The sequence below is a fragment of the Cellulomonas sp. HZM genome (assembly GCF_000708885.1).
In the GTDB taxonomy this organism is placed as follows: domain Bacteria; phylum Actinomycetota; class Actinomycetes; order Actinomycetales; family Cellulomonadaceae; genus Cellulomonas.
In genome coordinates this window covers 61870-86982 of record NZ_JEOE01000015.1, presented here as the reverse complement: position 1 = coordinate 86982, position 25113 = coordinate 61870, and the positions used below count along the sequence as shown (strand labels likewise).

The following is a 25113-nucleotide window of genomic DNA, read 5'->3' as shown; positions in this document are numbered from 1 at the left end:
GCCTGGTCGACCTTGGTCTTGATGTCGTGCGCCTCCTGCGCCTTCGCGACGAAGGTCTTGTGGAGCGACTGAAGGGTACTGAGCTCTGCACATCGGCTTCCTCTCGTTCGGTCACTGGACCCCGTCGCCGTCGTCGGGCACCCGCAGCGCCGCGGACGCGCTGCTGCAGTCGATCGACCTCGCGGTCGCCGCGGAGGAGCTCGGCGCGGACGGCGCGTACTTCCGCGTGCACCACTTCGCGCGGCAGCTGGCCTCGCCGTTCCCGCTGCTCGCCGCGATCGGGGCGCGCACCAGCCGCATCGAGATCGGCACCGGCGTGATCGACATGCGGTACGAGAACCCGCTCTACATGGCGGAGGACGCCGGCGCAGCCGACCTCATCGCGGGCGGCCGGCTCCAGCTCGGCATCAGCCGCGGCTCACCCGAGCAGGTCGTCGACGGGTTCCGGTACTTCGGCTACGAGCCGCCGCAGGGCACGACCGCGGACGAGATGGCGCGCTCCCGCACCGAGGTGCTGCTCGAGGTGCTGGGCGGCCGCGGCTTCGCGCAGCCCAGCCCGCGCCCGATGTTCCCCAACCCGCCGGGGCTACTGCGCGTCGAGCCGCACTCCGAGGGCCTGCGCGACCGGATCTGGTGGGGAGCCGGCTCGAACGCGACCGCCGTGTGGGCTGCGGAGCTGGGCATGAACCTCATGAGCTCGACCCTGAAGAACGACGAGAACGGCAAGCCGTTCCACGTCCAGCAGGCCGAGCAGATCCAGGCGTTCCGCGACGCGTGGAAGGACGCCGGGCACGAGCGCGAGCCACGCGTCTCCGTGAGCCGCAGCATCTTCGCGCTCGTCGACGACCGCGACCGCGCGTACTTCGGCTTCAGGGACGACGAGCAGGACCAGGTCGGCATGATCGACGAGACCACCCGGGCGATCTTCGGCCGCAGTTACGCCGACGAGCCCGACGCCCTGGTCGAGCAGCTCGGCCGTGACGAGGCGATCGCCGCCGCGGACACGCTCCTGCTCACGGTCCCCAACCAGCTCGGCGTCGAGTACAACGCGCACGTCATCGAGGCGATCCTCACGCACGTCGCGCCCGCGCTCGGCTGGCGCTGAGGGGTCAGCCTCCGCTGGTGCCCTTCGTCGCACCGGACGTGTCGGTGCCCACCGGCAGCTCGCCCGCCGTGCGGACCGATCCCCACACCGTCGTGTACCAGGGCCGCGTCGTGCCTGCGTCGGGGTCGGCGGCCGCAGAGCCCTTCGTGACGGTGGCGTCGGGCACGGTCTGCGGGTCGACGACGCGGTACGGGGTCTCGCCCGGCAGCACGAACGAGAGCCGCTCGCGCGCCTGAGCGACCACGTACGCCGGGTCGTCCCACCGCTTGACGTCAGCCTCGAGGTCGTCGTTGCGCGACTGGGCCGCCGCGACCTGCGCCCGCAGCTCCGAGAGCGCCGACTGCTGCCGCACGTACGAGCTGAACGTCGGGTAGACCAGCACGAACGCCATGAGCAGCACGACGCCGAAGACCATCGCACGGACCGTGAACAGCCGCGGCACTCGCACCTGCTCGTGCGTCACGCGAGGCGTCGCACCCGATGCAGGTCTCGATGCCGGACCCGCGGCCGGTCTCGCGGCCGCTCGCGGGTTCGCCCCGGTCGCCGGACGCGTCGGCCGAGCCGCCTGACCGGGACCTGCTGAGGGCCGGCCGGCCGGTTCCGGCGGTCGGCGGGAGGCGGGCATGGGTCGATTCTGCCTGCCGTCGCCGCGATCGGGCGGACCCCGTGGTTCCTCGGGGTGTCCCGGGGCGTCCTGGGTCCGCCTGGGTCATCCCGCGTCCAGGGACGCCGCAGGCCGGCCACCGCGAACGGTGACCGGCCTGACGGGTGGCGCTGCGAGGGTGTCAGCCCTTGAAGCGCGGGAAGGCCGAGCGGCCGGCGTAGCGACCGGCGTCGTCCAGCTCCTCCTCGATGCGCAGCAGCTGGTTGTACTTGTTGATGCGCTCGCCGCGGGCGGGCGCACCGGTCTTGATCTGGCCGGCGTTCGTCGCGACGGACAGGTCGGCGATCGTCGTGTCCTCGGTCTCGCCGGAGCGGTGCGAGGTCATCGTCGTGAAGCCGTTGCGCTGCGCGAGCGTCACCGCGTCGAGCGTCTCGGTGAGCGTGCCGATCTGGTTGAGCTTGACCAGCAGCGAGTTCGCGGCCTTGAGCTCGATGCCCTTGGCGAGGCGCTCCGGGTTGGTGACGAACAGGTCGTCGCCGACGATCTGCACGCGGTCGCCCACGTCTCGGACCAGGTGCGCCCACGAGTCCCACTCGTCCTCGGACAGCGGGTCCTCGATCGAGACCAGCGGGTAGTCGCGCACGAGCTGCTCGTAGTAGGCGACCATGAACTCGGGCGTCTGCGCCTTGCCCTCGAACTGGTAGGCGCCGTCCTTGAAGAACTCCGTCGAGGCGACGTCGAGCGCGAGGCCCACGTCCTCACCGGGCTTGAAGCCGGCCTTCTCGATGGCCTCGAGGATGAGGTCCAGCGCGGCGCGGTTCGACTCGAGGTTCGGCGCGAAGCCGCCCTCGTCGCCCAGGCCGGTCGCGAGGCCCTTCGACTTCAGGACCGACTTGAGCGAGTGGTAGACCTCGGCGCCGGTGCGCAGCGCCTCGCGGAAGGTCGTGGCGCCGATGGGGGCGACCATGAACTCCTGGATGTCGACGTTCGAGTCGGCGTGCGAGCCGCCGTTGAGGATGTTCATCATCGGCACGGGCAGGACGTGCGCGTTGGGGCCGCCGATGTAGCGGAACAGCGGCAGGTCGGCCGAGTCGGCCGCGGCCTTGGCGACCGCGAGCGAGACGCCGAGGATCGCGTTGGCGCCGAGCTTGCCCTTGTTGGGCGTGCCGTCCAGCTCGATGAGCGCCTGGTCCACGAGGCGCTGCTCGGAGGCCTCGAAGCCGATGATCTCCGGCGCGATCTCGTCGATGACCGCGTTCACGGCCTGCTCGACGCCCTTGCCGAGGTAGCGCGACTTGTCGCCGTCGCGCCGCTCCACGGCCTCGAACGCACCCGTCGAGGCGCCCGAGGGCACCCCAGCGCGGGCGATGGTGCCGTCGTCGAGTGCGACCTCGACCTCGACAGTGGGGTTGCCGCGCGAGTCCAGGATCTCGCGGGCGCCGACGGCCTCGATGCTGGCCATGGTGCTCCTTCGGGCGTGCGGGTGGGTTTACGACCTCACCCTAGTGCCGCATCCGTGAGCCCGGTCAGGGACCTCCGTCCGGTGGACAGCCCGTTCGGGCGTGCCAGCGGGGTGCGTCCTGCGCCTGTGCCGGTGCCGGCGCCCGTGCCGGTGTCGACTGTCAGAGGGCCGCGACGATGCGCTCGGTCTGCTCGCGGGCGTCGCCGAACAGCATCGCGGTGTTCTCACGGAAGAACAGCGGGTTCTGCACGCCCGCGTACCCGGTTGCCATCGACCGCTTGAACACGACGACCTGCCGGGCCTCCCAGACCCGCAGCACCGGCATGCCGGCGATGGGGCTGCCCGGGTCCTCGAGGGCCGCGGGGTTCACGGTGTCGTTGGCGCCGATGACGAGCACGACGTCGGTGCTCGCGAGGTCGTCGTTGATCTCGTCCATCTCGAGCACGATGTCGTACGGCACCTTCGCCTCGGCGAGCAGCACGTTCATGTGCCCGGGCAGCCGGCCCGCGACGGGGTGCACACCGAACCGCACCTGCGTCCCGCCCTCCCGCAGCCGCGCGACGAGCTGCGCGACGGGGTACTGCGCCTTCGCGACCGCCATGCCGTACCCGGGTGTGATGACCACCGATCTCGCGTCGCGCAGCATCGCCGCGACGTCCTCGGCGCTCACCTCCCGGTGCTCGCCCGTCACGTCCCCGCCGCTCGCCGCCGTCCCCTCGGCGGCGCCGAAGCCGCCGAGGATCACGCTCACGAACGAGCGGTTCATCGCGCGGCACATCAGGTAGGACAGGATCGCGCCGGACGCGCCCACGAGCGCACCCGTGACGATGAGCAGGTCGTTGCCGAGCATGAAGCCCGCGGCGGCGGCCGCCCAGCCCGAGTAGCTGTTGAGCATCGACACGACGACGGGCATGTCCCCACCGCCGATGGACGCGACGAGGTGCCAGCCGAGCGCGAGCGCCACGAGCGTCATGAGCAGCAGCGGCACGACGGACGCGCTCGCCAGGAACCAGACCATCAGCAGGGCGCTGACCACGAGCATCGCGAGGTTGAGCAGGTTGCGGGCCGGCAGCGTGAGCGGGGCCGACGAGATGCGGGCCGACAGCTTGAGGTACGCGACGACCGACCCGGTGAAGGTCACGGCACCGATGAGCACGCCGAGGAACACCTCGACGAGGTGCACCGTGTCCGCCCCCGGCTCGGTGAGGTACGAGCCGTAGCCGACGAGCACCGCCGCGGCGCCGACGAACGAGTGCAGGATCGCGATGAGCTCGGGCATCTGCGTCATCTCGACGCTGCGCGCGCGCCACACCCCCACCGCGAGGCCGATCAGCAGCACGACCGCGATGAGCGCGCCCGTGACCGCGGCCGGCCGCTGCGACGTGTCGAGCGCGAGCGCGACGGTCGCCGCGAGCGCGAGCGCCATGCCGACCATCCCGAGCAGGTTGCCGCGGCGCGCGCTCTCCTGCCGTGACAGGCCGGCCAGCGAGAGCACGAACAGCACCGCGGCGAGCACGTAGACCGCCTGCGCGAACCCGGTGAGCGTCATCAGGCGTCCCTCCGGAACATGCGGATCATGCGGTTCGCGACGAGGAAGCCGCCGAACACGTTGATGCTGGCGAGCGTGGCCGCGACGCACGCGAGCAGCGTGACGAGCCAGTCGTCGGAGCCGATCTGCAGGAGCGCGCCGACCAGGATGATCCCGGAGATCGCGTTGGTCTGGGCCATGAGCGGCGTGTGCAGCGCGTGCGTGACGTTGGAGATCACGTAGTAGCCGACGAACACCGCGAGGACGAAGACCGTCAGGTGGCCGACGAACGCGCCGGGCGCGGCGGCCACCGCGAGCGTCAGGGCGACGGCCGCGACGACGAGCAGCGCGTCGCGGACCTTGCGCCGGGACGCCGCGCGGGCCTCCTCGGCGCGACGACGCTCCGCGAGCTCGTCGGCCGACGGCCCAGCGGGAGCCGCCGCCGCGGCCGGGGCCGCGGACACCGCGACCGCGGGTGGCGGCCACAGCGTGGACCCCGCGTGCGTCACCGTCATGCCGCGCTGCACCGGGTCCTCGAGATCCAGCACCAGGACGCCGTCCTTGGCGGGCGTGAGCAGCTCGAGCAGGTGCACCACGTTGGTGCCGAACAGCTGCGACGTGTGCCGCGGGAGGCGCCCCGCGAGGTCGGTCCAACCGACGACGGTCACGCCGTTGGCGGTCACCACCGTCTCCCCGGGAACCGTCGCCTCGCAGTTGCCACCGCCCGACGCCGCGAGGTCCACGACGACCGACCCGGGCCGCATCGCGGCGACCATCTCGGCGGTGATCGTCGTCGGCGCCGTGCCGCGCACCAACGCGGTCGTGATGACGACGTCCGCCGCCGCGGACTCGCGCGCGTACACCTCGGCCGTCGCACGCTCCTGGTCGTCGGACAGCGCGCTCGCGTACCCGTCCGCGCTGACCTGCTGCTGCGCGGCGGGCGCGCGCACGAACTGCGCGCCCATCGACTCGATCTGCTCCGCGACCTCGGGCCGCACGTCGAACGCGCGCACCTCGGCACCCAGCGAGTCCGCGGCCCCGATCGCCGCGAGCCCCGCCACGCCGGCGCCGATCACGAACACCTTCGCGGGCGCGGTCTTTCCCGCCGCGGTGACCTGCCCGCCGAACATGCCGCCGTACGCCTGCGCGGCCTCCACGACCGCGCGGTAGCCCGCGACGTTCGACAGGGTCGACAGGACGTCGAGGCTCTGCGCGCGGGAGATGCGCGGCACCGCGTCGAGCGCCAGGGCCGTCACGCTGCGGGCCCGCAGCGCCTCGACGCGCTCGGGCCGGGCGGCCGGGGCGAGCATCGTGACGAGCACCGCTCCGTCACGCAGCGACGCGACGCGGTCGTCGGGCGGCGCATCCACGCACGTGACGACGTCCGCACCCCACGCGTCGTCGGCCTCGACGAGGCGCGCGCCCGACTCCGCGTACGCGTCGTCGGCGTAGGACGCACGCTCCCCCGCCCCGCGTTCGACCAGCACGTCGTAGCCGAGCGCGCGCAGGCGCCCGACGGTCGCGGGCGTGCCCGCGACGAGCCGCTGCCCGGCCGCCGCCTCGCGCGGGATGCCGATCGTCGTCACGCGAACCTCCTGGTCGGGGGGACGAGTCCGGTTGCCGAGGCTACCGACCAGGTCCGACGCGCGTCAGGACCATCGGCTCAGAAGTTCCGCCCGACTTCTGCCCGCCGCACCCGCTGCTCCCACGCGGCACCCGCGCGGCGCAGCTCGCCCTCGGCGTCGAGGCCCGCCGCCTGCGCCTCGCGCACGAGTGCGAGCAGCCGTGCACCGAGCTCCGTGGGCTCGTCGGGCGCCCCGACGACGGACGCGTCGTCCAGCCCCGCACGCTGCGCCCGGCCCAGCAGCTTCTGCGCCCGCGCGAGCGCCCCGAGCGCGAGCGGCACACCGTCGAGTGCGGACCCCCGCTGCTTCTCGGCGCGCTTGATCCGGTCCCACTGCCCGTGCAGGTCGTCGGCCGACGCGTCGGCGAACACGTGCGGATGCCGTCGGACCAGCTTCGCGACGAGGTCACGTGCCACGTCGTCGACGTCGAACGGGTCGTGCGGGTCCTCCTGCGCGATGCGTGCGTGGAAGACGACCTGCAGGAGCAGGTCGCCCAGCTCCTCGCGCAGGTTGGCGCGGTCGTCGGCCTCCACGGCCTCCGCGAGCTCGTACGCCTCCTCGATCGCGTAGGGCACGAGGCTCGCATGGGTCTGCTCCGCGTCCCACGGGCAGCCGCCGGGCGAGCGCAGGCGGTCCATGACCGCGACGAGCTCGCGCAGCGCGTCGCTCACTTGCTCGGCGTGCTCGTCGGCGTCGGGGTGCTCTCGGTCGCGGTGGTGAGCCACGGCCACGGCTTGGGGTCGTCGACCTGACCGTGGTCGGCGATCGTCCCGAAACGCGGGTTGACCTTCACGTCCAGCGCGTCCAGCTTCTTCGCGACCTCGTCGTTGACGCTCGCGTCGTCCGTCGCGAGGTCCTGGATCGCCTGGTACGCGAGCGAGTAGCGCGCGACCGCGAGCGAGCCCTGCGAGAACGTCTCGTCGCCCTTGCCGCCGTTCTGCGCGACCGCCTGCGTGAGGTAGTCCTGCGCCTGCTGGTCGGACACGCCCTTGCCGTGCTCGGCGGCGACCGCGGACAGCGTCGGCTCCTGGATCAGCACGGAGAGCACCGCGGAGTTCGACACGTTCTGGAAGAACGGGCTGAGCTCGGTCATGGTCTGCTGGAGCTCGCTCGTCGGGATCCGAGAGCCGTCGACGACCGCCGCGGATCCCGGCTGCTGCGCCGAGCACCCCGCCAGGGTCGCGCCGAGCGCGAGCACCACCGCCACCGCACCGAGCCGTGCTGCCTTCGCCACCAGGACCTCCCGCGTCGTCGCCCGTCGATCGTCGTCATCGTAGGGGCATGCGCTGTGCTGTCAGCGACCGGACGTCCCGACACCCGCGGCAGCCGCGACGTCACCGCGCACCACGGCGTCGACGAACGTCCGGCACCAGGTCAGCAGCTCCGAGCCGTGCAGCGGCCGACCACCGATGCGCGCGGTCGTGGGGAACGGCACGAGGACCGTGCGCACCGCGGGCTTGAGCACCGAGCCCGGGTAGAGCCGCTTGAGCCGCAGCTGCGCCGACTCGGGCAGCTCGACGGGCGCGAACCGCACGAACTTGCCCTGCGCCGTGACGTCCGACAGGCCCGCCGCGCGCACGTGCTGGCGGAACGCGGCGACCTCGAACAGGTTGTCCACCGCCGCCGGCACCGCGCCGTAGCGGTCGGCCAGCTCCGCGCGCACCTCGGCCAGCGCCGTCGCGTCCGCCGCTGCGGCGACCTTGCGGTACGCCTCGAGTCGCAGCCGCTCGTGCGCCACGTAGTCGTGCGGGATGTGCGCGTCGACGGGCAGCTCGATCGTGACGTCGGGCAGCTCCTCGGGCTGGTCGCCGCGGAAGCTCGCGACCGCCTCCCCCACCATGCGGATGTAGAGGTCGAAGCCGACGCCCTCGATGTGGCCCGACTGCTCTCCGCCCAGCAGGTTGCCCGCCCCGCGGATCTCGAGGTCCTTCATCGCCACGGCCATGCCCGCGCCCAGGTCGGTGTTCGCGGCGATCGTCTGCAGACGGTCGTGCGCCGTCTCCGTGAGCGGGACCTCCGGCGGGTACAGGAAGTAGGAGTACGCGCGCTCGCGCCCGCGGCCCACGCGACCGCGCAGCTGGTGGAGCTGCGACAGGCCCAGGCGGTCGGCGCGCTCGAGGATGAGCGTGTTGGCGTTGGAGATGTCCAGGCCGGTCTCGACGATCGTCGTGCACACCAGCACGTCGAACCGCTTCTCCCAGAAGTCGACGATGACGCGCTCGAGCTGGTGCTCGTTCATCTTCCCGTGCGCCACCGCTACCCGCGCCTCGGGCACCAGCTCCTGGATGCGGCCCGCGGCACGTTCGATCGACTCGACGCGGTTGTGGACGTAGAACACCTGGCCCTCGCGCAGCAGCTCGCGTCGGACGGCGGCGGCGATCTGCTTCTCGTCGTACGGGCCGACGAACGTCAGGACCGGGTGCCGCTCCTCCGGCGGGGTCGCGAGCGTCGACATCTCGCGGATGCCCGTGACGGCCATCTCGAGCGTGCGCGGGATGGGCGTCGCGCTCATGGCGAGCACGTCGACGTTGGTGCGCAGCGCCTTGAGCGTCTCCTTGTGCTCGACGCCGAAGCGCTGCTCCTCGTCGATCACGACGAGGCCCAGGTCCTTGAACCGCACCTCGCCCGTGATGAGCCGGTGCGTGCCGATGACCACGTCCACGGACCCGTCCGCGAGGCCCTCGACGACCTCCTTCGACTCCTTGGCCGTCTGGAACCGCGACAGCGCCTTCACGGTCACCGGGAACGCGGAGTACCGCTCCGTGAACGTGTCGAGGTGCTGCTGCACCAGGAGCGTCGTCGGCACCAGGACCGCGACCTGCTTGCCGTCCTGCACCGCCTTGAACGCGGCGCGCACCGCGATCTCCGTCTTGCCGTAGCCGACGTCGCCGCACACCAGCCGGTCCATCGGGATCGGCTTCTCCATGTCGGCCTTGACCTCGTCGATCGTCGCCGCCTGGTCCGGGGTCTCGACGTACGCGAACGCGTCCTCGAGCTCGCGCTGCCACGGGGTGTCCGCGCCGAACGCGTGCCCCGGCGTCGCCATGCGCGCGCTGTACAGGCGGATGAGCTCGGCCGCGATCTCCTTGACCGCCTTGCGTGCGCGGCCCTTCGTCTTGGCCCAGTCGCCGCCGCCCATCTTGTTGAGCGTCGGCGCCTCGCCGCCCACGTACTTCGTCACCTGGTCGAGCTGGTCGCTCGGGACGTAGAGCCGGTCCCCGGGGTGCCCCCGCTTGCTGCTCGCGTACTCGATCACCAGGTACTCGCGCGTCGCGGCGTTGGCGCCCGTGCCGATCGTGCGCTGGACGAGCTCGACGAAGCGGCCCACGCCGTGCTGCTCGTGCACGACGAAGTCGCCGGGCCGCAGCTGCAGCGGGTCGACGACGTTGCGGCGGCGGCTCGGCATGCGGCGCATGTCCCGCGTGCTGCTGCCCGCGCGGCCCGTGAGGTCCGCCTCGGAGAACAGGGCCAGCTTGAGGGGCTCCGCGACGAAGCCGGGGCCGGCCGCCGCGGGGATGACGCTCACGACGCCCTCGTCGGGCCCGTCGTGCAGGTTCGCGACGAGCCGCGCGGGCACGTCCGCCGCCTTGAGCTGCTCGACCATCCGCTGCGCCGGCCCGTGGCCCTCGGTCGCGAGCACCAGGCGCCAGCCGTCGCGCTGCAGCTCGCGCACGTCCGCGACCGCGCGGTCCACCTCGCCGCGGTAGCGCTCGACGTCGCGGGCCGCGAGGCGCAGCGTGGTCACGCCGTCCTCGACGAGCGCCTCCCCCTCGTCGTCGCCCTCCCCCATGCCGAAACCCGAGAGCGTCCACCAGCCGAGCGCGCGCACGGCCGCGAGCGCGCGCACCTCCGCGAAGCTCGCGAAGCTGGCCGCCGACAGGTCGAGCGGGGTCTGCGCGCCCGCCGCCGCGCTCGTCCACGCCGCGTCGAGGAACTCCCGCGTGGTCGCCACCAGGTCGTGCGCACGGCGGCGCACACGCTCGGGGTCGACGAGCACCAGCAGCGACTCGTCGTCGACGAGGTCCAGCACCGGGACCATCGACTCCACGAGCACCGGCGCGAGCGACTCCATGCCTTCCACGGCGATGCCCTGCGTCAGCTTGTCGAGCATGTCCAGCGCGCCGGGCAGCTGCTCCTTGAGCTCCTCGGCCCGCGCGCGCACCTGCGGCGTCAGCAGGATCTCGCGGCACGGCGGCGCCCACACGCCGTGGTCCGCGACCTCGAGGCTGCGCTGGTCGGCGACCGAGAACCAGCGGATCTCCTCCACCTGGTCGCCCCACAGCTCGACGCGCAGCGGGTGGTCCTCCGTCGGCGGGAAGACGTCGAGGATGCCGCCGCGGACCGCGAACTCGCCCCGCTTCTCGACCATGTCCACGCGCTGGTAGGCGGCGTCCACGAGCCGCTGCGCGACCTCGTCGAGGTCCAGCTGCTCGTCCGGGTTGATCGCGACCGGCTCGAGGTCGCCCAGCCCCTGGACCACCGGCTGCAGCAGCGCGCGCACCGGCATGACCAGCACGCGGATCCCGCCCGCGGGTCCGCCGTCCTCCGGGTGCGCGAGCCTGCGCATCACGGCGATGCGGCGCGCGACCGTGTCGCTGCGGGGGCTCAGCCGCTCGTGCGGCAGCGTCTCCCAGCTGGGCAGCACCGCGACGTCGTCGTCCTTGAGGTAGCAGCGCAGCGCGGCCGCGAGCTCGTCGGCGTCGCGGCCGGTGGCGGTCACCACGACGAGGGGGCGCTTGCTCGCCATCTGCGCGAGCAGCGGCGGGCGCGCGCCGGCCGGTCCGACGACGTCGAGCTCGCCCCGTGCGCGGACGTGGTCCACGGCCTGGGCGGCGGCGGGGTCGGCGAGGAGGGCGGGCAGGAGGCCGGTGAGGTCCATGGGGTCCTTCGGAGGCGTCGTCGGGCGCGCTCGTGCGTCGCAGCCCAGGGAGCCGCAGCCCGGCGAGCCAGGCAGCACGAACGCCCCGCTTCGACGAGCGAGCGGGGGCGTGCGCCAGTCTACGTTCGGGGTCCGACACGGACCCGTCCGGCGAACGGAGGCTCGCTCACGCCTCGAGCGCGACCTCGCCCGTCAGCACGTCCAACGCCCTGCGCAGCTGCGTGCTCGACGTGTGCAGCGTGTACGGGAAGTACACGACCTCGACGCCCACCTCGGCGAACCGACGCTCGAGGTCGCGCCCCTTGGCGGTGCCCCGCCAGTCGTCGCCCTTGAAGAACACGTCGAACCGCAGCTCCGACCACGTGTCGAGCTTGTCCAGCAGGACCTCGGCGTGGACGCGGTCGACGTAGGAGATGTGGCTGACGATCTCCATGCGCTCCTGCAGCGGGACCACGGGCCGGCGGCCCTTGGTGACCTCGAGGACCTCGTCGGCGACGACGCCCGCGACGAGCGTGTCGCAGTGCTGCTTCGCGTGCCGAAGGATGTTGAGGTGCCCGACGTGGAAGAGGTCGTACGCGCCCGGCGCATAGCCCACCAGCTGTGTCATGCCGCCCTCCTTCGACCTCACGGGGCCGACGACTCTGGCGGCTCGAACTCGGTTCAGAGTAGGGCGAATCGGACACGGTGGACAGGTGTCCAGTGGGTGAAGTCAGACCTGCTCGAGCGGTGCCTTGCGGACATCACCCTCGATGCTCGGCACCGCCGCCGAGATCGTTCCCACCTCGGGGCTCCGTCGGCGCGGCCGGTACACGACGCGTGCGAGGTAGGTGAACCGGACGACGAACGCGAGGAGCAGCGTCAGCGCCGTCGCGGGCACGGCCGCGAGGTGCCCCGACGACACGAGCAGCGCGAGTACCGGGACCCGGATCGCGGTCTCGATGTTGTTGAACAGGAACGAGTGCGCGAACCTGCTCCAGGTGCCGAAGCGCTCGCCCCGCAGGTCGCGGAAGACGAAGCGCTCCTGCAGCAGGAAGTTCATGACGATCGTCGCCTCCGCGGCGACCACTGCCGCGACCCGGTAGTCCACGTCGGCGCGTGTCATCGCCCATACGAGCGCGACGTTGACCACCGCGCCGAGGCCACCGATCACCGCGAAGCGCGGCATCCGGCCGAACCTCAGCGCCGCGAGCTGTGACAGGAACTGCACGCCCTGCGCGAGCGACGCCTTCGACTCGCCCGCCAGCCGCTCGCCGAACACGAACGGGATCTCCGCGACCGCGAGCCGGTGGCGCGCCAGGATCTCGAGCAGGATCTTGAACCCGCGCGGCTGCAGCCGCGCGAGGTCGACCGCGTCGCGGCGCACCAGGAAGAAGCCCGTCATGGGGTCGGAGCAGTCCGCGAGCCGGCGTGGGAACATCGCGCGCGTCACGGCCGTCGACGACGACGACACGAGCCGTCGCACCCCGTTCGCGAGCCCGCCCGCGCTGCCGTCACCCGTGTACCGGGAGGCGACGACCACGTCGACGCCCTGCTCGACCGCGGTCGCCAGCAGCGTCGGGACGAGCTCCGGCGGGTGCTGCAGGTCGCCGTCCATGACCACGCACCACCGTGCGGTGCTGGTCGCGAGCCCGTCCTGCACTGCGCCGCTCAGGCCGCCTACGGCGTCGTCCCGGTGCAGCAGGCGGACCGGCAGCGCGCTGGTCGCTGCGACGCGCTCGACCTCCCGTGGGGTGTCGTCGTGCGAGTCGTCGACGAACAGCACCTCCGCGTCGACGCCGTCGAGCGCCGCCGCGAGGCGCGCCACGAGCGGCTCCACGTTCGGCGCCTCGTTGAACGTGGGGACGACGACCGTCAGCTCCCGCACCTGCACTCCTTCTCTCATGTCCGGAACGTGGCCTCGCGCGCGTTCGCCGTCACGGGCGTCCGAGCGCATGGCGCCACCGGGCCGGCATCTCGAACGGCCACCTGGCACCGGCTCGTCCCAGCCCGGACTGGACGCCGATGCTCGCCGCGATGATCGCGATCGTCACGACGACGGGGTAGACCAGGGCCAAGCGTGACGCCAGGACGTTCGCCACCGCGTCAGACGCCCATGCCCCCGCGGCCGTGAGCAGGAGCGCGATCCACAGCGGGTGCATGACGTAGACGCCGAGGGTCCTGCGCCCGAGTGCGACTCCGAGCCTCGCCGCCGGGCGCCAACGGACGACGAGAACGACCGCCACCACGCACACGACCATGAACGCGGCACCTCGGAGGACGAACAGGAGCCCTGCGCCGTAGCCGTCCCCGACGAACCTCCCGCACGCCGTGACCCCGACTGCGGCGGCTGCCGCCACGCCGAGGACGACGAGCGACGCCCGCTCCGCCAGTCGGCGGATCATCTCCGATCCGTAGACCCCGATCGCGAAGAAGACGAAGAGCTCGGGTACCTTCACCCACTGCCCGTTCGTGTCGACGGCTGCGTGCACGACGACCGTCAACGCCGTGAGCGCCGGAAGGACGATCGCCGGGGGCACGCGCGAGAGCGCAGCCAGCATGATCGTGTAGACCGCGAGCGCGTAGACGTACCAGAGCGTCGTGTCCGGCACGGCGAGCTGCCTGAGCACAGCCACCCCGTCGACCCGATGCGGTAGTCCGTCCGTGCGGAGCACCGCGTAGAAGACCGCGTAGATCGCGAGCCAGACGACGTAGAGGTAGTACGAGTTGAGCGATCTGAACACCGTCGTCGAGCGATGGACGCCCGCGCGCACCTGCCGTGCGAGGACGAGACCCGAGACCGCGAGGAGCACAGGCATGCGGACGCTGCCCAGTGTCGCGTCGACGAAGCCCCACAGCGATCGGGCCGGCGGGTCCACGGACTCCTTCGGGCTAGCGGCCACCTGCCACAGCACGACGTGGTAGAGCACGACGGCCGCGACACAGAAGCCACGTGCTGCATCGACCCACTCCAGGCGAGGGGCGCCACGGACCGTCGTCGCGGGCGCGACCAGAGCCTCGGTCGCGGAGTCGGGGCGGGCCATCGTCCGATCATCGAGCCGACGCGCACGCCAGACCAGAGGTCAGACGGGTGATTTGTCTCTTTTGGGAGGCGAAGGTGCCCCGCGGTTCCTGAGCCGCAGCGCCGGTCTTTCCACGCCGAACCAGCTGCATGCGGCGACCGGGAGCGTGACGAGCACCGACACCCCCGCGAACATCAGCGGCGGCAGCACGGCCAGCCCGAAGCACGCGAGAAGCTGTTGGAGAGGGAATGCGTAGACATACGTGCCGTAGGAGAGGTCGTCGGGGAACCTCCACCTGGAGGACTTGAGCATCGAGCCAGAGCCCACCGCGACATACGCGACGAGCGGCGCCGCCACCAAGCGGTAGTCCGGGAGGAATGCTGCGACCAGGAGAGCACCGCTCGCGAGCGCGATCCAGCGCGGCCGCACGCTCACACGATCGGCCAGCACGAGCAGCACCGCGCCGGCGGAGAACATCAGCCCGAACCGGGCACCCATCCGCAGCTCGTAGCGGTCGACCGCCCCGAGCGCGACACCCAGCTCGGCGAGCCAGAACACTCCCAGCAGCATCGGTGCGACGACACGCGGCCGCCGCAGCAGGCCGAGCAACCCCAGTGCAGCGACGCCGAGGTAGCACAGCGCTTCCCACCACAGCGTCCAGAGCGAACCGTTCCATGCTCCCGGGAACGGGACGCCGGTCGGTGTCCCGTTGATCCCGTACTCACGAACCCGCAGACCTGCGTTCGCGACGACGTAGTGGAGCGAGTCGTGCCAGGTGATGGACGCCCCGGTCGCCCTCGCCCCGACGGGCGCGATGACGAACGCCGTCACGACGATGCACACGTAGAACGCGGGCAAGATGCGCAACGCCCTCGCCCGCAGGTACGCACCGAGGTGGGGTCGGGCCAGCCAGCTCCGGGTGATGAGGAACCCGGAGATGGCGAAGAACGCGTCCACCCAGAGGTTGCCCGCGATCTGTCGTGCGGGAAAGAACGGCACGGCGGTGCCGGTGAGCGGGAACGAGTGCCAGACGATCACGGCCAGCGCGAGGAAGAGACGGACCGCGTTCAGGCCGTTGGCCCGAGGGTCGAACAGCGTGGCGAGCGTCGGCCGCTCCGTGCGGACCGGAGCGACCACCGTGGTCTCGCGCGCAGCGCTCTCAGATGTCACGACCCCTCGCCTTCCAGGTTCGCGAGCCTTCATTCCACCCGCAGACGCTCTCGCACGAGGCCCCTGCGCTGCAATAGCCTCGACCGCGCGCCGACGAGACCTCGGGCGCGCTCCGCGGAGGTGGCACCGGATGACCGTAGGCACCCAGCGTCCCGCGCTCCCCACGGCACCGGCTCACGTGGCCCCCTCGGGCACCGCGGCGAGCGTGGGGGCGCAGTGGGCGGCAGCGATCGCCGTGCTGCTGGTCGCTGCTCGGACCACGGTCCTTGGCGGTCGGGTCGAGCCCGGCCTCGTGGTCGCCGCAGCGCTGCTCCCCGTGTGGTGGCGCCATGCTCGTCGCTGGGCCGGGTGGGCGTGGGTCGCGACGATCGTTCCTCTGGCCGTCGTCTCGGGCCTGTGGCTGACCGAGTACGCGAGCCAGTCGGGACCGACGTCGTCCAAGCTCGAGATCGCGAACACGGCGCTCGGCCTCGAGCTGGTCCTCGGAACGGGTGTCGTGCTCTGGTGCCGAGAGGTCCTCGGCAGCCCTCGCACGGCGGTGATCTTCGGTGTGGGTCTGCTGCTCGCCGGCAACGGTGCGGCGTTCCGGGACGGCACGTGGCGATTCGGGTTCGAGACTCCCGTCACCGTCATCGTGCTCGCCCTGGCCTGGTGGAGCGGCAGTCGCGCGGTCCAGATCGTCACGATTCTCGCGCTCGCCGCGCTCTCCGCGACGAGCGGGGCTCGCTCGACGAGCGCCATCCTCGTGCTCGCGCTCGTGCTGACGATCGTCCAGTGGCTCCCGCGCGCCTCCACTGCCCGCGGCTCGCGGCTGCGCGTCGCGGGGTTCGCGATCCTGCTCGTGGCCGCGCTGTACAACGTCGGGCTCACCCTGATCCTCGACGGCTACCTCGGCGACAGCGCTCAGGAGCGTACTCAGCTCCAGATCGACCAGAGCGGGTCGGTGCTGCTGGGGGCCCGGCCCGAGATGGGCGCGACGGCCGCGCTGTTCGTCCACCATCCCGTCGGCTTCGGGAGCGGCACGCTCCCCACGTCCTCGATCGTGATGGTGGCGAAGTCGGGGATGGCGCAGCTGGGCTACAACCCCGACAACGGGTACGTCGAGCACTACATGTTCGGCAACGCCATCGTCCTGCACTCGAACGTGGGCGACTTCTGGGCGCTCTTCGGCATCCCCGGCATCGTCCTCGCCGGGACGATCCTGGTGCTCGTGCTGAGCGGCTACGTGCGATATCTCGCGAACCGGCATGCGGTCGCTCTGCTCACGTACATGACGGTACGGACTGTGTGGAACGTGTTCTTCAGCCCGTCGTACACGTCCGTGCCGTTCGCGGTCCTCGCACTCGGCCTGCTGATGTGGCCGCGCCGAGCGGCGCTGAGCTCCACAGACCACACCAGCCCGGTCCCCGGACCGGGCTGGTGGACGGCGCGTCGCGAGCAGATCCACTAGATCTCCTTGGCGACGAAGTCGTCGAACGAGATCACCACCGGCGCCACGGTCACGTTGCCGTACAGGTAGCCGATGAGACCCACGCTTCCCGCGGCCTGCAGCGACGGCGTCGCATCGGTCGTCGACGTCTGCCACGCCGCAGGCTCGCTGGTGCCGACCTTCCACGCCTTGGCCCGGACCGTGGTCGGAGACGTGCCGGTGACCTCGACGGCCACCCGGATCGAGTCCCCCGCCGCATACGTCAGACCCGGGACGACCACACCGGCGGCCGCCGTGCCGTTGCCCTTGGTGACGTGGAGCTGCACCGAGCCGTCGGCCATGAACCGGAGCCGCGCCCCGTAGTAGTTGTCCGCGGCGACCCGGCGCCCCTGGACATGGACGTACGCGCCGCTGCCGTCGGGGACCTTGTCCACCGCAATCGACACCTCCGTGCGGGTGCTCGTCGACGAGACTGCACCGAGCTGGCTCGCCAACGTCGTGCCCGCCGCCAGCGTGTACTTCCCGACGCCGTCACCCACGGAGAAACGGCTCGCGGTGCCAGTGAGCGACCAGGCACCTCCGGTCTGAGCGCTGCCCCAGCCGCCCGCCACGGTGCGTCCGAAGGCGTCGGCGGCGATCGGACCACCCGCGGGGGGAGCCGTCACCGTCACGTCGTGCGAGACCGAGTCGGACGCACCGTCGTCGTCGGTCACCGTGAGCTTCACCGTGTACGTCCCTGCTGCGGCGTACGTGTGGGAAGGGTTCGCGGTGGACGCGGTGCCGCCGTCGCCGAAGGTCCACGCGTAGCTGGTGATCGAGCCGTCGCTGTCGCTCGAGGAGCTCGAGTCCAGCTGGACGCCGAGATCGCTCACGGTCGACGTGAACGCGGCGTGCGGCGCCTGGTTGGCCGGCGCAGGTCCGATCGTCGTGACAGCCAGGTCGTCATAGCCGAACACCACGGGGCCGTTCGCTGCCGACGCCGAGAGGTACGACGTGATGCCGACCGAGCCTGCGACCTGGAGCGAGTCGGTGGCGTCCGTGCCGGTCGCGAACCACGTGGACGGCTCGTCGGAGCCCGCCCGCCAGACCTTCGCCCGGACGGTGGTCGGAGACACACCGTCGACCTGGAGGCGAACCTTCAGCTTGTCGCCGGCAGCGAACGTCAGTCCGGGCACGGTCCCGCCTGCGATCGTCCCGCTGGGCTTGTTCACGTGCAGCTGGACCGTACCGTCGGCAAGCAGCTTGATGCGCCCGCCATAGGCATCGCCGTTGGCTGCACGCCGACCGAGGAAGGTGATCATCGCGCCGCCACCGCCCGGCACCTTGTCGGCCGAGACGGTCGCCGTCAGGTCGGAGCTCGCGCTCGAGACCGCGCCCAGCACCGCGGTGGTCGTGATGCCGGCCGCATTCGTCTGCTTGCCGACCGAGCCGTCCACGGAGAACCGCGACGCACCGCCGCTGACCGTCCACGTCCCGCCCAGGTCGGCGTTGCCCCAGCCCGAGGAGACCGTGCGCGTGAACGCGTCGGTCGCGAGCGGGGTGGCCGTCGTCGGAGCCGTGACGGTGACGTCGTGAGTCACGGAGTCGGTCGCTCCGTCGTCGTCCGTCACGGTCAGCTTGACCGTGTAGGTGCCGGCAGTCGCGTAGGTGTGCGTCGCCGACGCGCCGGTTCCGGTCCCGCCGTCTCCGAACGTCCACGTGTACGACGCCACGGTGCCGTCGGTGTCGGACGACGTCGAGCCGTCGACCGAGACCTTGAGGTCGGTCACCTGCGACGTGAAGCGCGCTGTGGGCGCGGCGTTCGGCGCGACCGTGACGTCCTTCGTCGTCGTGTCGGTGGCACCCGCGTCGTCGGTCACCACGAGCTTGACGGTGTACGTGCCGGCCGACGCGTAGGTGTGCGAGGCCGTGGCTCCGGTGTCGGTGGTTCCGTCGCCGAACGACCAGGCGTACGACGCGACCGTCCCGTCGGCGTCGGTCGAGGTCGAACCGTCCACCGACACCTTCAACGCGTGGGTCTGCGTCGTGAACCGGGCCGTGGGCGGCTGGTTCGGGGCGACGACAGCGACCGTGCGGGTGGTCGTCGCGCTCGCACCCTTGTCGTCCTTCACGGTGAGCGAGATCGTCTTCGTACCACTCGTCGCGTACGTGTGCGACGCCGTCGCACCGGTCGCGCTCGCACCGTCGCCGAAGTCCCACGCGTAGGACGCGATCGTGCCGTCGGCGTCGGCCGAGGCAGAGCCGTCGACGCTCACCGCGAGGCCGTCAGCCGTCGCCGTGAACGCCGCGGTGGGCGGCTGGTTCGGCGCGGTGACCACCACGTCGTGGCTGATCGACGCAGTTGCACCCTTGTTGTCCGTGACCGTGAGGGTGACCGACTTGGTGCCCGCCGTCGCGTAGGTGTGCGTCGGCGTCACCCCGGTCCCGGTCTGCCCGTCGCCGAAGCTCCACGCGTACGAGGCGATCGTGCCGTCGGGGTCACCCGAGGCCGATGCGTCGAACGAGGCCGTGAGATCGGACGTCGTCGAGGTGAACACCGCGTTGGGCGGCTGGTTGACGCCCGTGCCGATCTGCCAGTGCTGCGCGACCTGCGCTGCGGTCAGGGCGGTCGGGTACACGGCGGCCTCGTCGAGCGAGCCGTTGAACCACGGCTGCGGACCCCAGGTCGTGTCACCGCCGATGCGCCAGTACCCGGTGTACGCCTGCGCGGCCGTCTGCGGGTTGGTGCCGCGCAACGCGCCGTCGACATACAGCTTCATGCCGTCGGAGGACTGCGTCGCGACGACCTGGTGCCATGCGCCGTCGTTGTACGCCTGCGGCGTCGTGATGGTGTTGGTCTGGCCGGTCCACACGCCGAACGTCAGCCGGCCGTCGGTCTCCATGTAGACGTGGCGGTCGTAGCTGCTGGACGTCCCAGACGTCGCGTCGCCGAAGCCGATGAGCTTGCCGCCGCTCGTCGTCGTGGTCTTGAACCAGATCTCCTCGGAGTACACCGTCGGGTTGTTCGTCGAGTTCTTCGCGACGACCACGCCGTGCGTGCCGAACGTCGTCGGCAGTGTGATCGCCTTGTTGGTGCCGGGCACCGCCCCGGTGACCTGGTACGTCACCGCGCCCTGGTAGCTGCCGGCGTTGCCGAGCGGACCGGAGTTGGCCGCGGTTGAGCTGCCGTTCGAGTCCGACAGGCGCCAGTACAGGTCCGGGTTCAGGTTGAACACCGCGGCGCCGTAGTCGTCCGACGGGGGCGCGGGGATCGTCGACGTCCGTCCCGACGCGACCCAGTGGTCGTCGACCTGCTTGGCCGTGAGCACGCCCGGGTAGATCGACACGTCGTCGATGCTGCCCGCGAAGTAGGCGTTGCCCTCCCAGGGCGAGTCGCCGCCGATGCGCCAGTAGCCCGAGTACGACTGGGCCGACGTCGTGTCTGCCCGCTGCGCGACCCGCTTGCCATCGACGTACAGCTTCTGGCCGTCCGGGCCGAGGGTGGCGACCGCCTGGTGCCAGGCGCCGTCGTTGTAGGACGCGCTCGACGTGACCGTGCGCGACTCACCCGGGTAGACGCCGAACACGACCTTGCCCGCGGGCGTCATGTAGATGTGCCGGTCGTAGTTCGAGCTGTTGCCGGTGTTGGCGTTACCGAAGCCGACGATCTTGCCGCCGCCCGTCGACGTCGTCTTGAACCATGTCTCGATCGAGAACGTCTGGGGCCCGACGATCGGGCTCTGCGTCGCGACCAGACCGTTGCCGTCGCCGCTGAACGTCGACGCCGCGTTGGTGTCGCCGCCCCCGATCGCTCCTGCTGCACCACGCGTCACTCCCGTGCCCGCGACCGCGTCCGAGAAGCCCGCCCAGTCGTAGACCGTCGTGCCGGACGGCTCACCGAGGCGCCAGTACGAGGTGGCCCCCGAGCCGAGGACCGCGTCGGAGTACGCCGATGCGGCTCCGTCGGCACTGACGGTGACCGTGACGTAGTCGGACCTGACGAGGTTGCCGAACGGGTCGACCGCCTCGATGCGGTACTTCTGCGAGGAGCCAGGGGTCAGGTTCTTGTCGATGAAGCCCATGGCCTGCGGCTTCCAGAACGGCGTCGTGAGCGTCGTCGTGTAGATCGGCGCCGAGTTCACCGTGGTGCGGTAGAGGTTGTACTTCAGCGTCTGGTTGTCGCGGTCGTAGTTCGAGGACCATGCGAGGCGCACCTGGCCTGCGACGAGCGACGCCGCCGACAGGGGCCACTGCGCCCCGGACATGCGCGGCCCCTGCTGGTTGGGCGCGATCGACGACTTCGCGAACCGGGCCAGCCCCTGCTGCCCGACGCCGTTGACCGTCGTGAACTCGCCGCCCATGAGGACGTAGTCGTCGTTGCCGTTGACGGTCCAGGGGCCCTGGCTCTTGCCCGTGAACGTGCCGGTGTTGATCGTCGGGAACCAGTTGAGGAACTTCGGCGACGGCTGGCCCGCGTGGTCCGGGTATCCGTAGATGTCCGCCGTGTTCGTGCCGTAGACCGTCTTGCTGGTCGCCGTGGCCCGGTAGTAGGTCCACGGGTCCGTCTGCGGGAACCCGCCCGAGTTGCCGCAGTAGTGCTTGTGGCTCGCCGAGTAGACCGCGTCGCCCGCGGGGAACGCCGAGTACGTGTCACCGTGGCAGTCCTCGACCCAGTTCATCGCGCCGGTCGCCCAGCTCGCCGAGAACGAGCCCTCCATGTTGCCGCCGGACCCGAAGTGGTATCCGGATCCGTAGAACGACGTCCCGTCGGACTCGAGGCTCAGCACGCCCGACTGGTCGCCCGCGTCGCGGATGTAGGTGTTGACCGGGAGCGGCATGAGCGACCCGTCGCTCGCAGCGAGCCGTGCGAGGCCGTAACCGGGGTTGGACGATCCTGCGACGCTCGTGAAGCTGCCACCGATCACGACGGAACCGTCGTCCGGCGCCGCGACGATCGAGGTCACGCTCCCGTTGTCGACGGCAGGGTTGAACGCGAGCGTCGACCCGTCGGTCGCGCTGACAGCCGCGACGTTCTTGCGGGCGACGCTGTTCACGTTCGTGAACGTCCCGCCGAAGTACACCGCGCTGTTCGTCGCGGTGACCGCGACGACCGGAGCGTTGATGATCGGGTGGAACGACGGGACGATCGTGTTCGTGGCGGTGTCGAACGCCGCCAGCCGGTAGCTGGTCTGGCCGTTGATCGACGTGAAGTTGCCCGCGACGTACAGGCGCTTCCCGTCGGGCGAGAGCGCGAGGTCGCGGACCTGGCCGTTGAGCACAGGAGCGAACGAGCTGATCAGGTTGCCCGTCGTGAGGTCGTAGGCCAGCAGGTACGGGCGCGAGGTCAGGTTGGTCCCGGCGGCGGCCCCGGCAGGGCGCGCGTTCTGGAAGTTGCCACCCACGAACACCGTGTTGCCCACGATCTGCTGGTTCCAGACCACGCCGTCGATCTGCACCGTCGGCAGCGAGTCCGCGGTGACGGTCGTGGGTTCGGTGGGGTCGACCGGAGCCGTGTCGGCCCGCGCCGGAGTTGCGACCAGGACCCCCACGACGACGGTGGCGAGCGCGGTCACCAGACCTGCTCCTCGCCGGATCCACGACGTCCGCTGCATGAGCAGCTCCTCCCACTCGGGCGCTCGCGGGGCCATTCCGGAGCACGACAAGTGCGAAGGTAGTGCGCAAATCGGACATCCGTCCTAGTGCACCTGGGTGAACTTGCCCCGATGTGCGGGTGATTGTGGGGGTTCTCACCCACAAGTCAGCCGCGAGCGGGGCCCTCGAAGACCACGAGGTGCGAGTCGAGCGACAGGTCCAGCTCGACGAACACGCGGTCCCGCTGGTCGACCGGGACCCGGAACACCGAGACCGAGTCGGCCGTCCCGCCCGCTCGCACCGAGTCCGGGAACGGCGCGGCGCCCGGCTTCGAGAGCGGGTCGGCCGGTGTGCGGTCGGGCCCGTAGTAGAGGTTCACCACCGCGTGGCTCAGGTCGAGCGACGTGCTCCCGTGGTTCGTGACCGTCACCGTGACCCGCAGCGAAGGACCGCCCACGTCACCCGGGAGCTCCGCGACGCCCTCGACGGACTCGATCTTGCTGACCTCGGCCGTGACGCCGGGCTTCGGCTCGGGCGTCGCGCCGATCGTCGTCTCGACGGGTGCCGGACGAGTGCTGCCCGGCGACGGCACAGCGCTGGACGTGGGCTTGCCCGACGGCGTGCCGCCTGCGTGCGTCGCCGAGGTCGGGTCTGCGGTCGCCGTCGAGGTCGTCGTGGGCGTAGACCCAGACGTGGCCGTCTCGGACGACGGCCCCGGGGTCGCGGACGCCGTGGACGGCGAGCCCGCAGGGGACGTCGGAGCGGCGTCGTCGCCGCGGGCCTTGCCCAGGACGACGACGAGTGCCACGACGACCACCGCCGCGGCGACCGCCAGCGCCCACCACAGCCCACGACGCGATGGCGCCGGGCTCGTCGTGCTCTCGTCGGACATCGCAGCCCCCGTCGGTCGGAACAGCTCTCGCACGTCAGACGGACGGCGGGTTCGTCAGTGTAGGACCGCGGACCACGCCGGCGGCGGGGTGCGCCCGGTTTTCAGCCGCTGCCCGGGCACGAGCCCGCGGGAAATCAGCCGCTCGGCGGGTCCGGCTGCTCGCTGACGATGAGAGCATGGGCACATACCGGGCATCCGTGCCCGCCCGCGCCGGTGTGCGCACACGACTGGAGGTAGCCCGCGGTGAGCATGAGCGAGTACGTCGCGGCGCTGCGAAAGCGCTGGCTCGTCATCCTGCTCCTCGCCGTGATCGGAGCAGGGCTGGGCTACTGGAAGGCCAGCTCGACCGAACCGCTCTACCGCTCGACGTCGAAGGTCTACGTCTCCCTGACGCGCGGGGACACCGTCGGCGACCTCGTGCAGGGGTCGACGTACACGCGGAACCTTGTCGAGTCGTTCGCGCAGCTCGCGACGATGCCCGTGGTCCTCCAGCCCGTGATCGACGATCTGGACCTCGGCATCACGCCGCGCGCGCTCGCCGGAGCGGTGAGCGCCGACTCCCCGCTCGACACCGTGATCATCGAGATCTCCGCCACCTCGCGGTCGCCGCAACGCGCCGCAGCGATCGCCAACTCGGTCGCGAAGCACCTGTCGACCACCGTCAAAGACCTGTCTCCCACGTCGGAGGACGGCGCGTCGACGGTCCAGATGAGCGTGGTGTCGCCCGCCGCGCCACCGAGCTATGCGTTCTCCCCGAACACCAAGCTCCTCACGGCCACGGGCGGGCTCGTCGGGATCGGGATCGGCATCGTCGTCGCCCTCGCGTGGACGCTGCTCGACACGCGCGTGCGCTCGGCGCGCGACATCCCGGCGCGTCCCGAGCGCGTGCTGCTCGGGACCGTGCCGCAGGACCGAGCCGTGCGCCGGTGGGGCGCACGCGCGATCGTCGAGTCGCCGCACGCCCCGCTCGCCGAGGCCTACCGACGGGTGCGCACCAACCTGCAGTTCCTCGACGTCGCCAAGCCGGTGCACTCGATCGTCGTCTCCTCGGCCGTTCCCGGCGAGGGCAAGTCGCTCACGTCGATCAACCTCGCGCTGATCATGGCGGAGCGCGGGCGCCGCGTGCTGCTCGTCGACGCGGACATGCGCCGCCAGACGGTCGCCGGTGCACTCGGCATCGAAGGCGGCGCGGGGCTCTCGACCGTGCTCGTCGGCGACGCCACGCTGGCTGACGTGGCGCAGCCCTGGGCCCACGAGAACCTCGAGGTCGTCACAGCGGGCGCGACGCCACCGAACCCCGGCCAGCTCGTCGACTCCGAGGCCATGGGCGAGTTCATCGCGGCCGCGACGGCGACGTACGACCTCGTCGTCATCGACACGCCCCCGCTGCTCGCCGTGGCCGACGCCGCCGTGCTCTCGCGCAGGGTGGACGGCGTCGTCGTCGTCGTCGGCTGCAACCACGTGCGCCGCACGGAGCTCGCCGACGCACTGGCAACGCTCGACGCGATCGACGCGACCTGCCTGGGGGTGGTGCTGAACAAGACGAGCGAGCAGGCCGGCGCCTACACCTACACGAGCACGCGGCGGCGGCGCTCGATCGGCCGGCGTCGCATGCGACGTCTGCCGACCGACGCGATCGCCAGGCCCGGGACGGCCCCGAGCGCACACGTCGACGACGACGACGACGCGCCGCAGTCCCCGCCCGAGGTCGTTCCCCCCGCGTCCACCACCACGGGCGCTCACGCTGTGGTCCCGGCCCCGGCACCGGCCGTCGACCACGTCGGCGACTCCGGCGCGGACGTCGCGCAGCACGCGGACGACGAGGCCGCCGCTCACCGCTGACCTCGCG

16 protein-coding genes are annotated in these 25113 nt (G+C 71.5%); 3 read left to right on the top strand and 13 right to left on the bottom strand.

Features of this window, described 5'->3' with window-relative positions:
* Nucleotides 1-85 precede the first annotated feature (85 nt).
* Nucleotides 86-1105: an LLM class flavin-dependent oxidoreductase gene (locus AW16_RS0110090; RefSeq protein ID WP_029290057.1), complete on the top strand. Its 1020-nt coding sequence runs from the start codon at nt 86-88 to the stop codon at nt 1103-1105.
* Nucleotides 1106-1109: 4 nt separating this feature from the next.
* Here the strand turns inward: AW16_RS0110090 and AW16_RS0110085 are convergent, their stop codons facing one another.
* The 11 genes from AW16_RS0110085 to AW16_RS0110040 all read right to left on the bottom strand — a co-directional run bounded on the left by AW16_RS0110085 (nt 1110) and on the right by AW16_RS0110040 (nt 15372).
* On the bottom strand, nt 1110-1568 hold the full coding sequence (locus tag AW16_RS0110085) for a septum formation initiator family protein (RefSeq protein ID WP_051681848.1): 459 nt from the start codon (nt 1566-1568) through the stop codon (nt 1110-1112).
* 322 nt (nt 1569-1890) lie between these two features.
* Nucleotides 1891-3171, bottom strand: a complete 1281-nt coding sequence (gene eno / locus AW16_RS0110080) for a phosphopyruvate hydratase (RefSeq protein WP_029290053.1) — start codon at nt 3169-3171, stop codon at nt 1891-1893.
* Between the two features lie 160 nt (nt 3172-3331).
* Nucleotides 3332-4720 carry a Re/Si-specific NAD(P)(+) transhydrogenase subunit beta gene (gene pntB / locus AW16_RS0110075; RefSeq protein WP_029290051.1) on the bottom strand — a complete coding sequence of 463 codons (1389 nt, stop codon included), beginning with the start codon at nt 4718-4720 and terminating at the stop codon, nt 3332-3334.
* Entirely contained in the window at nt 4720-6285 is a 1566-nt protein-coding gene (locus AW16_RS0110070; protein ID WP_029290049.1) for a Re/Si-specific NAD(P)(+) transhydrogenase subunit alpha, read from the bottom strand. The genes pntB and AW16_RS0110070 overlap by 1 nt, the downstream gene beginning before the upstream one ends.
* Before the next feature lie 77 nt (nt 6286-6362).
* Nucleotides 6363-6995: a MazG family protein gene (locus tag AW16_RS0110065; protein WP_034648710.1), complete on the bottom strand. Its 633-nt coding sequence runs from the start codon at nt 6993-6995 to the stop codon at nt 6363-6365.
* A complete protein-coding gene (locus tag AW16_RS17105) occupies nt 6992-7558 on the bottom strand; it encodes a hypothetical protein (RefSeq protein ID WP_034648668.1) in 567 nt (188 codons plus the stop codon). Before AW16_RS17105 ends, AW16_RS0110065 begins: the two co-directional genes overlap by 4 nt.
* A gap of 60 nt (nt 7559-7618) precedes the next feature.
* Nucleotides 7619-11203 (bottom strand): transcription-repair coupling factor, encoded by a 3585-nt coding sequence (gene mfd / locus AW16_RS0110060; protein ID WP_029290046.1) that lies wholly within the window; start codon nt 11201-11203, stop codon nt 7619-7621.
* A gap of 166 nt (nt 11204-11369) precedes the next feature.
* On the bottom strand, nt 11370-11810 hold the full coding sequence (locus tag AW16_RS0110055; RefSeq protein ID WP_029290044.1) for an adenylyltransferase/cytidyltransferase family protein: 441 nt from the start codon (nt 11808-11810) through the stop codon (nt 11370-11372).
* A gap of 102 nt (nt 11811-11912) precedes the next feature.
* Nucleotides 11913-13085 carry a glycosyltransferase family 2 protein gene (locus AW16_RS0110050; RefSeq protein ID WP_029290042.1) on the bottom strand — a complete coding sequence of 391 codons (1173 nt, stop codon included), beginning with the start codon at nt 13083-13085 and terminating at the stop codon, nt 11913-11915.
* Nucleotides 13086-13116: 31 nt separating this feature from the next.
* Nucleotides 13117-14223, bottom strand: a complete 1107-nt coding sequence (locus AW16_RS0110045; RefSeq protein ID WP_029290041.1) for an acyltransferase — start codon at nt 14221-14223, stop codon at nt 13117-13119.
* Between the two features lie 39 nt (nt 14224-14262).
* Complete coding sequence (locus tag AW16_RS0110040; protein ID WP_197021602.1) at nt 14263-15372, bottom strand: acyltransferase; 1110 nt, start codon at nt 15370-15372, stop codon at nt 14263-14265.
* A gap of 130 nt (nt 15373-15502) precedes the next feature.
* Between AW16_RS0110040 and AW16_RS17715 the strand changes: the two genes are divergently transcribed.
* Nucleotides 15503-16822 carry a hypothetical protein gene (locus tag AW16_RS17715; protein WP_051681847.1) on the top strand — a complete coding sequence of 440 codons (1320 nt, stop codon included), beginning with the start codon at nt 15503-15505 and terminating at the stop codon, nt 16820-16822.
* Here the strand turns inward: AW16_RS17715 and AW16_RS18920 are convergent.
* Together AW16_RS18920 and AW16_RS18435 are read right to left on the bottom strand one after the other, a co-directional pair.
* Nucleotides 16819-22353 carry a PKD domain-containing protein gene (locus AW16_RS18920; RefSeq protein ID WP_304412825.1) on the bottom strand — a complete coding sequence of 1845 codons (5535 nt, stop codon included), beginning with the start codon at nt 22351-22353 and terminating at the stop codon, nt 16819-16821. The two genes, AW16_RS17715 and AW16_RS18920, sit on opposite strands and share 4 nt — an antisense overlap.
* Nucleotides 22354-22538: 185 nt before the next feature.
* Nucleotides 22539-23264 carry a hypothetical protein gene (locus tag AW16_RS18435; RefSeq protein WP_051681846.1) on the bottom strand — a complete coding sequence of 242 codons (726 nt, stop codon included), beginning with the start codon at nt 23262-23264 and terminating at the stop codon, nt 22539-22541.
* A 249-nt stretch (nt 23265-23513) separates the two neighbouring features.
* Between AW16_RS18435 and AW16_RS0110020 the strand changes: the two genes are divergently transcribed.
* Nucleotides 23514-25106 (top strand): polysaccharide biosynthesis tyrosine autokinase, encoded by a 1593-nt coding sequence (locus AW16_RS0110020; protein WP_051681845.1) that lies wholly within the window; start codon nt 23514-23516, stop codon nt 25104-25106.
* The last annotated feature ends 7 nt before the right edge of the window (nt 25107-25113 follow it).